Genomic DNA, 7548 nt, shown 5'->3' on the forward strand with positions numbered 1-7548 from the left:
CCGCAGGCCCCGCCCCGCACCGCCCGGGACAGCCGGCCCGGCGCACGGCACGGACGCCTGCGGCGCGGACCGGGGCCTGCGGCGCGGCCCCGGACCGGCGGCGCGGCTCAGCCCGTGCCGAACAGATCCGCCGGGAACGCCCCGGCCCCGATCGCGGCGCGCGCGAACCCGGCGCCCAGCTCCGTCAGCCGCGCCACGCCCTCCGCGCCGAGATGCTCGTACGGCGCCCGGTTCAGCCGGTCGGTCTCCGCCTCGATCTCCTCCCGCAGCGCCACACCCTCCGCCGTCAGCGCGCCGTCGGCGTCGAGCAGGCCGCGCGCCCGCAGCCGGTCCACCGCCGCGTCCCACTCCTGAGGAGTCCAGCCGCGCGTCGCGAACACCCACTTCGGCGCCATGCCCCGGCCGGTGGCGGTGTGCGTCACCACGGCCTCCAGGCCGTCCAGCCCGGCCGCGACCAGCACGGCGAGATGCCCGTCGCCCCGGTGCTCGCGCAGCAGCGTCGCCGCGTGCCAGTACGCCAGATGCGGCTCGTCCGGCACGGGCAGGTCGGCGTGGCCCGCGTACAGCGGGCGCCCCGCGCGCGTGCAGGCCTCCGCCGCGCGCAGCGCCAGCCCCGCCGCCTCGGCCATCTCCGCCGACGCCAGGGCCTCGGCGCCCAGCAGCCGCCGCAGCGACGCGTCCACGGCACGCGCGCGTGCCGCGAGGACGGCGTCCGGGGAGGCCTTCTCCCACGCGGCGGGCACATGCCGGGCCACCAGCTCGTACTTGTAGTTGTAGAAGGTCGCCGCCACGGTGCCGGCGCCCACCGGGCCGAGCGCGGCGGACCGCACCGCGAAATTGACGGCACGGGGATCGGTGACGCCGAGCGCGCCCAGCTCCCGGCCCAGTTCGGGCGCGAAGTAGTGCGTGGCGTGCAGGGAGTTCAGCGCGTTGTGACAGCGACGGCCGGCGCGCGGCTCGAGAACGGCAGTGGTCATGCCCGTACGGTACCGACCGGTCGGTACCTGCTCCAGTGCCGGGACGGCCGGCTGTCCCGTACCACCGGAAAGGCTGTCCTGCCGGCACGGACTCGGCGGGGGCGGGGGAGAGGGGGCGCATGGCAGAAAAGGTGGGGTATCCGTCGTTGCTGCCCTCGCCGGGGCGGCCAAGAATCGAAACATGCCGCAGCGAACCGTTCTCGCAGTGCTCTTCGACGGCGTCCAGAGCCTCGACGTCACCGGCCCCCTGGAGGTCTTCGCGGGCGCCGAGACGTGCGCGCCGGGCTCGTACCGGCTGCGCACCGCCTCCCTGGACGGCGCCCCGGTGCGCACCTCCAGCGGGCTCACCCTGGTTCCGGACGCCGCCCTGGCCGAGGAGCCCGACCCGCACACGCTGCTCGTGCCGGGCGGTGCGGGCACCCGCCGCCCCGACCCGCGACTCACCGACTGGCTGCGCACGCACGCCCCGCGCGCCGAACGCCTCGTCTCGGTCTGCACCGGCGCGGTCCTGCTCGCCCGGGCGGGCCTGCTGGACGGCCGGCGCGCCACGACCCACTGGGCGTACTGCGACACGCTGGCCCGGCACCACCCGGCCGTCGACGTCGACCCCGACCCGGTGTATGTGCGGGACGGGCACATCGCCACCTCCGCCGGCGTCACCTGCGGCATCGACCTCGCGCTCGCCCTGGTGGAGGAGGACCTGGACCGGCGGACGGCCCTGACCGTCGCCCGGCATCTGGTGGTGTTCCTGCGCCGACCCGGCAACCAGGCCCAGTTCAGCGCTCAGCTCTCCGCGCAGACCGCCCGGCGTGAGCCCTTGCAGGAGGTGCAGCGCTACATCACCGAGCACCCGGACGCCGATCTGAGCGTCGAGGCCCTCGCCGCCCGCGCGACGCTCTCGCCTCGCCACTTCGCCCGCGCCTTCCAGGCCGAGACGGGTGTCACCCCCGGCCGGTACGTCGACCGGGTCCGTCTGGAACACGCCCGCCGCCTGTTGGAGGACACCACCGACGGTGTGGAGGAGGTGTCCCGTGCCAGCGGCTACGGCACCCCCGAGGCGATGCGCCGCGCCTTCGTGAAGGCCCTCGGCGTCGCCCCGGCGGAATACCGCCGCCGGTTCCACCCGGCACCGGCCCCCTGAACCGGCACCGGCCCCCGCCGGACCGGCTCCCGACCCCGCCGGACCGGCACCTGCCGGACGGCACCCCCGGACCGACTCCCCGGACCGCCTTCGCGCCCCCCGAGGACCCACCCCACGAGAGGCCCGTCATGCAGATCGCCTTCGTCATCTACGACCGTTTCACCGCCCTCGACGCCGTCGGCCCCTACGAGATCCTCAGCAGGGTCCCGGACACCGAGTGCGTCTTCGTCTCCGAGCACCCCGGCCCGGTGCGCACCGACACCGGCGTCGTCGCGATCACCGCCGACAGGGCGCTGACCGACGTACCCCGCCCCGATGTCGTCGTCGTGGCCGGAGGGCCCGGGCAGAGCGCGCTCATGGAGCACGAGCCGCTGCTGGAGTGGCTGCGCGCCGCCGACACCACCAGCACCTGGACGACGTCCGTGTGCACGGGCTCCCTGCTGCTGGCCGCGGCCGGGCTGCTGCGGGGCCGCCGGGCCGCCTCGCACTGGCTGGCCCTGGACGAGCTGCGCCGCCACGGAGCCGAACCCACCGGCGAGCGCGTGGTGTTCGACGGCAAGTACGTCACCGCCGCCGGTGTCTCCTCCGGCATCGACATGGCTCTGACCCTGGTCGGCCGGATCGCCGGGGACGACGTGGCGCGCGCGGTTCAGCTCGGCACCGAGTACGACCCCCAGCCGCCCTACGACGCCGGGTCCCCGGCGAAGGCGCCGGCGGGCATCGTGGAGCTGGTGCGCGGCATGAGCCGGTTCATCCTCACGTAGACGGCGCGCCGCTCACCGGGAGATGGTCCAGGTGAAGCGCGGCTGTCTGTGCTCCAGGAACGCGGCGACGCCCTCCGCGGCCTCGGCGCTGCCGCGTGCCTGCTCCGCCCAGTGGGCGTCCCGGTCCGTCCGGCCGTCGGCGAACTCCTTCGCCGCGGCCTGCGTCAGCTGCGAACGCGACACCAGGATCCGGGCGAACTCCGCGACCCGCTTGCCCAGTTGCCCCTCCGGCAGCACCTCGTCGACCAGACCGGTGCGCAGTGCCCGCTCCGCGTCGATCAACTCGCCGGAGAACAGCAGATACTTGGCGGTCGCCCTGCCGACCACGGACACGAGTCGGCGTGTGGAGGACGCCGGGTAGACGATGCCCAGCTTGGCCGGGGTCACCCCGAACAGCGCGCCCTCCTCGGCGAACCGCAGATCGCATGCCGCCGCGAGCTGTGTGCCGCCGCCCACGCAGTGCCCCCGTACCACCGCCAGGGTCGGCTTCGGGAACGCCGCGAGCGCCTCCTCCGCCCGCACCGCCAGCTCCTGCGCCTCCTGCGGCCCCTCGCGCAGGGAGGTGATGTCCGCGCCCGCGCAGAACGTGCCGCCCTCCCCGGTCAGCACCAGTGCCCGCACCCCCGGGTCGGCGGCCAGGTCGTCCAGCAGCGGGGGCAGCGCCCGCCACATCGCGGCCGTCATGGCGTTGCGCCGCTCCGGATGCCGGATGACGACGGTGGCGACCGACGCGGTGACCTCGTGCAACAGCTGCGGCTCCATGCGCCGGATGCTATCCGCCCGCCCCGCGCCCGCCGATCACGGGGAGCCCGATGAGACACGGGCCACCCGCCTCGCCCGCCCAGGTGAACCCCGCCCCTCCCGGGGGACCCGGCGGGTACAGCCGGTGCGCCGGGCGGCGGCACGGGCAAGACATATGTTCATATGAGACAAAGTCGGTCAGAAGTGGAGCAGAGGGCAGTGACCCGAGGAGGCGTCCCCATGACCACGTCCACCCCGCCCCCGAGGGAGGCGCAGAAGCTCAGTCGGGGCTTCGGCTGGCTCGCCGTGCTCGGTGTGATCCTCGTGCTCGCCGGACTCGTCGGCCTCGTCTACACCGGCGTGGCCACCCTCACCTCCATGCTGCTGTTCGGCTGGCTGCTGCTGATCGGCGGTGTGGTCGGGCTGCTGCACGCCGTGCAGGCGCGCGGCACCAGCTTCTTCTGGCTCGGCGTGATCGTCGCCGCGCTGAACATCGCCGCCGGTGTCGTCGTCATCCGCCGCCCGGACGCCGCCGCGGCGGCGCTCGCCATGTTCGCCGCGCTGCTCTTCCTGAGCGCCGGCCTGTTCCGGCTCGTCGGCAGCCTCGTCGTCCGAGGACCCCAGTTCGGCTGGACCCTCATGCTCGGCGCCTTCGACCTGCTGCTGGGCATCCTGGTGCTGGGGAACTGGCCGAGCAGCAGCCAGTACGTCATCGGCACGTTCTTCTCGCTCGCGCTGCTCTTCGACGGGCTCGGTCTCGTCGCCACCGGTTTCGGCGGCCGGCGCATCGTCGGCATGGTCTCCGACCGCCTCACCGGCGACGGCGCGCCCGGACCGGACGGCGTCACCCCCGCGCCCGGACCGGACGGCATCGCCTCCGCACCGGGCCCCGCGACCGGCGGAGCCCCGCGCCCCGACGGCACGGACCGCACCGGCGCCGCCCCCGGTCCGGACCTCGGCGCCGCCAAACCCGTACAACCCGAATAGTTCGTGAAGTCGGTCCCACTGGAACAGGAGCAGTCCTCCAACTGACCGTGTCATACGCCAACGGTCAGAAACGCTCGATAGTCGCTGACTTGTGTTCAGGCAACCGGAACAGAGCGCAGCGTTCCCAACACTCGTCGTGTGGTGACAATCGAGCGCGAGGGTGGCGACCGGACGATGGACGACCAGGGGCGCGGGCCCGGCCCACGCCCGGCAGGCGCAGCGGGCACACCGTACGAGGCGAGCCCCGCGTCCCCGCTGCCGTACGAAGGAGTGTGGCGGTTCACCGCCCCCGCCGCCGACTCCTCCGTCCCGCAGGCGCGGCACGCCGTCCGCGACCTGCTGTACCGCCAGGGCGTACCCGCCGCCGACGAACTGGTGCAGGGACTGCTGCTCATCGTGTCGGAGCTGGTGACCAACGCGGTCAAACACGCCGCCCTGCTGTCACCGATGGTCGCCGTCGAAGTGGCCGTCGGCGCCGAATGGATCCGGGTGTCCGTCGAGGACAACCACCCCTACCGCCCGACCGCCCTGGAAGCCGACCACGGACGGCTCGGCGGCCGAGGACTGCTGCTGGTCCGCGAGATCACCAGAGAGGCCGGGGGAGTCTGCGACGTCGAGCACACCGCGAACGGCGGCAAGGTGATCTGGGCCGCCCTGCCGCTCAAACCCCCGCAGACGACGCTGTAGCGCACCCACGCGGCCCCACGCGATGAGCACCCACGTGGCCCCACACGAGAACACCCCCGCGGCCACCCACGAGCGCACATCCGACGACGCCCGAGCGGCCTCGCCGCTCCTACGCCGCGAAAGCGGTACGGCGGCCCACAGCCGCCGCCGTACACCGTGCCGTACCGGCCGCCGTACCGGGCCGGTGGATCACCAGCCGGCCGACGGGCCCGTCAGCTCCCTGATCGCGGGACGCGCCGCGTCCAGCACCGTCATGAACCACGCCGAGAACGTGTCCCGCGCATGCCGCTCCGCCAGCTCCGCGGCGGTCACGAACGCGGTCGCCGCGACCTCCTCCGGGTCCGGACGCGGCGAGGACTGCACCAGACCCACGAACAGATGATTGAACTCCTGCTCCACCAGGCCCGACGCCGGGTCCGGATGGTTGTAGCGCACCGTGCCCGCCTCCGCCATCAGCGACGGCGAGACCCCCAGCTCCTCGAACGTCCGCCGGGCAGCCGCCGCGAACGGCGCCTCACCCGGGTACGGATGCCCGCAGCACGTGTTGGACCACACACCGGGGGAGTGGTACTTGCCCAGCGCACGCTGCTGCAACAGCAGTCGGCCACGGTCGTCGAAGAGGAACACGGAGAACGCCCGGTGCAACTGCCCGGGCGCCTGATGGGCGGCGAGCTTCTCCGCCGTACCGATCGTCACGCCCTTCTCGTCGACCAGTTCGAGCAGAATCGCGTCCGCGGTGTCGTTCGCCGGCGAACTGTGTGCCGCGGTGGCAGGAGTGATCGGCATACCCATCCTTCGCATCGGTCCTCGCGCCCCAGTCTGCCGTACACCACGGACACTCCCGGCACGCCACGGCGTCCGGAAGCGGGGCCCGATATGTGATCGTTCCCGGCACCACGGGCCCGGAACCGCCCGAAATCCCGTACGAAAACGGGCAGTCCCGTCGCTTCGGAAGGCCGCGCCCCGATACCCCGCGGCTCCGGTAGACCGCCCCCGACAGCGGCGGAAACCCGCCCCCTCCCGCGGCAGAGCCGCCCGGGTCAGGGGCAGAGCCACCCACCGGGTCAGTGGCAGAGCCGCGCCTCGTGCTCCGCGTGCCCGGCCGGCTCCAGCTGGAACGTGCAGTGCTCCACGTCGAAGTGGCCGCCCAGGCACTCCTGAAGCTCGTGCAACATCTTCTCGTGCCCGATCGCGTTCAGCACGTCCGAACGCACCACCACATGCGCCGACAGCACCGGGAGCCCCGAGGTGATCGTCCAGGCGTGCAGATCGTGGACGTCCTCCACCCCGTCCAGGGCCAGGATGTGCGACCGCACCTCCGCCATGTCCACGCCCTTCGGCGCCGCCTCCAGCAGCACGTCCAGCGTCTCCCGCAGCAGCCGCAGCGTCCTCGGCACGATCAGCAGGCCGATCACCAGCGAGGCGATCGGGTCGGCGGGCAGCCAGCCCGTGGCCAGGATCACCGCCGCCGAGACGATCACCGCCAGCGAGCCCAGCGCGTCCGCCGCCACCTCCAGGAACGCCGCCCGCACGTTCAGGCTCTCCGCCTGCCCGCGCATCAGCAGCGTCAGCGACACCGTGTTCGCGGCCAGACCGATCGCACCGAACGCGATCATCAGCCCGCCCTCGGTGCCGGCCGGCGTCAGGAACCGCTGCACCGCCTCGTACAGCACATAGCCGCCCACCCCGAGCAGCAGCAGACAGTTGGCGAGCGCGGCGAGGATCTCCGCACGCGCGTACCCGAAGGTGCGGTTCGTGCCCGCCGGGCGGCCCGCGAAACGCACCGCGAGCAGCGCCATCCCCAGCCCCACGGCGTCCGTCGCCATATGGGCCGCGTCGGCGATCAGCGCCAGCGAGTCCGCGACCAGCCCGCCGACGATCTCCACCACCATCACGGCGACCGTGATGGTGAGCGCCACCCGCAGCCGACCGCGGTACGCCGCGGTGGCGGTACCGCCCGCCGGTGCCGCGTGCGTATGCCCGTGATCGTGCCCAGCCCCCATGGAACCGCCCTTCCGCCGGTCGTCCGGAACCCCCAGTGAACTACGGGTGGGGGGTATCCGGCAACGCGGAACTGAACACCGTTGTCATCCCCTGACCTGCGCAAACCTCGAACCGGGCGGTCTCCCCGCAGCCTTGTGCCACCGCTGCCCCGCGCACGGGCCGCCTGCCCCGCGCACGGGCCACCCGACGCCCACGGCCGCCGCAGGTCCGCCGCGCCCCCGCGCCCGCACGGGGCACCGCCCCCGGC

The 7548-nt window shown here is 73.7% G+C and carries 8 protein-coding genes; 4 read left to right on the forward strand and 4 right to left on the reverse strand.

Going from position 1 to position 7548, the window contains the following annotated elements; genetic code table 11:
• Window positions 1-107 precede the first annotated feature (107 nt).
• Window positions 108-977 (reverse strand): SCO6745 family protein, encoded by an 870-nt coding sequence (locus MTQ10_RS25125; RefSeq protein ID WP_247472436.1) that lies wholly within the window; start codon window positions 975-977, stop codon window positions 108-110.
• Between the two features lie 181 nt (window positions 978-1158).
• Between MTQ10_RS25125 and MTQ10_RS25130 the strand changes: the two genes are divergently transcribed.
• Both MTQ10_RS25130 and MTQ10_RS25135 read left to right on the forward strand, forming a co-directional pair.
• The gene (locus MTQ10_RS25130; protein WP_247472437.1) at window positions 1159-2118 is read left to right on the forward strand and encodes a GlxA family transcriptional regulator; all 960 of its coding nucleotides are present in this window, start codon (window positions 1159-1161) and stop codon (window positions 2116-2118) included.
• A gap of 128 nt (window positions 2119-2246) precedes the next feature.
• The gene (locus tag MTQ10_RS25135) at window positions 2247-2882 is read left to right on the forward strand and encodes a DJ-1/PfpI family protein (RefSeq protein ID WP_247472438.1); all 636 of its coding nucleotides are present in this window, start codon (window positions 2247-2249) and stop codon (window positions 2880-2882) included.
• Window positions 2883-2894: 12 nt separating this feature from the next.
• Here the strand turns inward: MTQ10_RS25135 and MTQ10_RS25140 are convergent, their stop codons facing one another.
• Window positions 2895-3644 (reverse strand): enoyl-CoA hydratase/isomerase family protein, encoded by a 750-nt coding sequence (locus MTQ10_RS25140; RefSeq protein WP_247472439.1) that lies wholly within the window; start codon window positions 3642-3644, stop codon window positions 2895-2897.
• A gap of 219 nt (window positions 3645-3863) precedes the next feature.
• Between MTQ10_RS25140 and MTQ10_RS25145 the strand changes: the two genes are divergently transcribed.
• Complete coding sequence (locus MTQ10_RS25145; protein ID WP_247472440.1) at window positions 3864-4610, forward strand: HdeD family acid-resistance protein; 747 nt, start codon at window positions 3864-3866, stop codon at window positions 4608-4610.
• A 174-nt stretch (window positions 4611-4784) separates the two neighbouring features.
• Window positions 4785-5297, forward strand: a complete 513-nt coding sequence (locus tag MTQ10_RS25150; protein ID WP_247472443.1) for an ATP-binding protein — start codon at window positions 4785-4787, stop codon at window positions 5295-5297.
• 189 nt (window positions 5298-5486) lie between these two features.
• Here the strand turns inward: MTQ10_RS25150 and idi are convergent, their stop codons facing one another.
• Both idi and MTQ10_RS25160 read right to left on the reverse strand, forming a co-directional pair.
• Entirely contained in the window at window positions 5487-6083 is a 597-nt protein-coding gene (gene idi / locus MTQ10_RS25155; protein WP_247472441.1) for an isopentenyl-diphosphate Delta-isomerase, read from the reverse strand.
• A gap of 278 nt (window positions 6084-6361) precedes the next feature.
• Window positions 6362-7300 carry a cation diffusion facilitator family transporter gene (locus MTQ10_RS25160; RefSeq protein WP_247472442.1) on the reverse strand — a complete coding sequence of 313 codons (939 nt, stop codon included), beginning with the start codon at window positions 7298-7300 and terminating at the stop codon, window positions 6362-6364.
• Between the last annotated feature and the right edge of the window lie 248 nt (window positions 7301-7548).

The organism is Streptomyces sp. XM83C, from assembly GCF_023072675.1.
Taxonomy (GTDB): Bacteria; Actinomycetota; Actinomycetes; order Streptomycetales; family Streptomycetaceae; genus Streptomyces; species Streptomyces thermocoprophilus.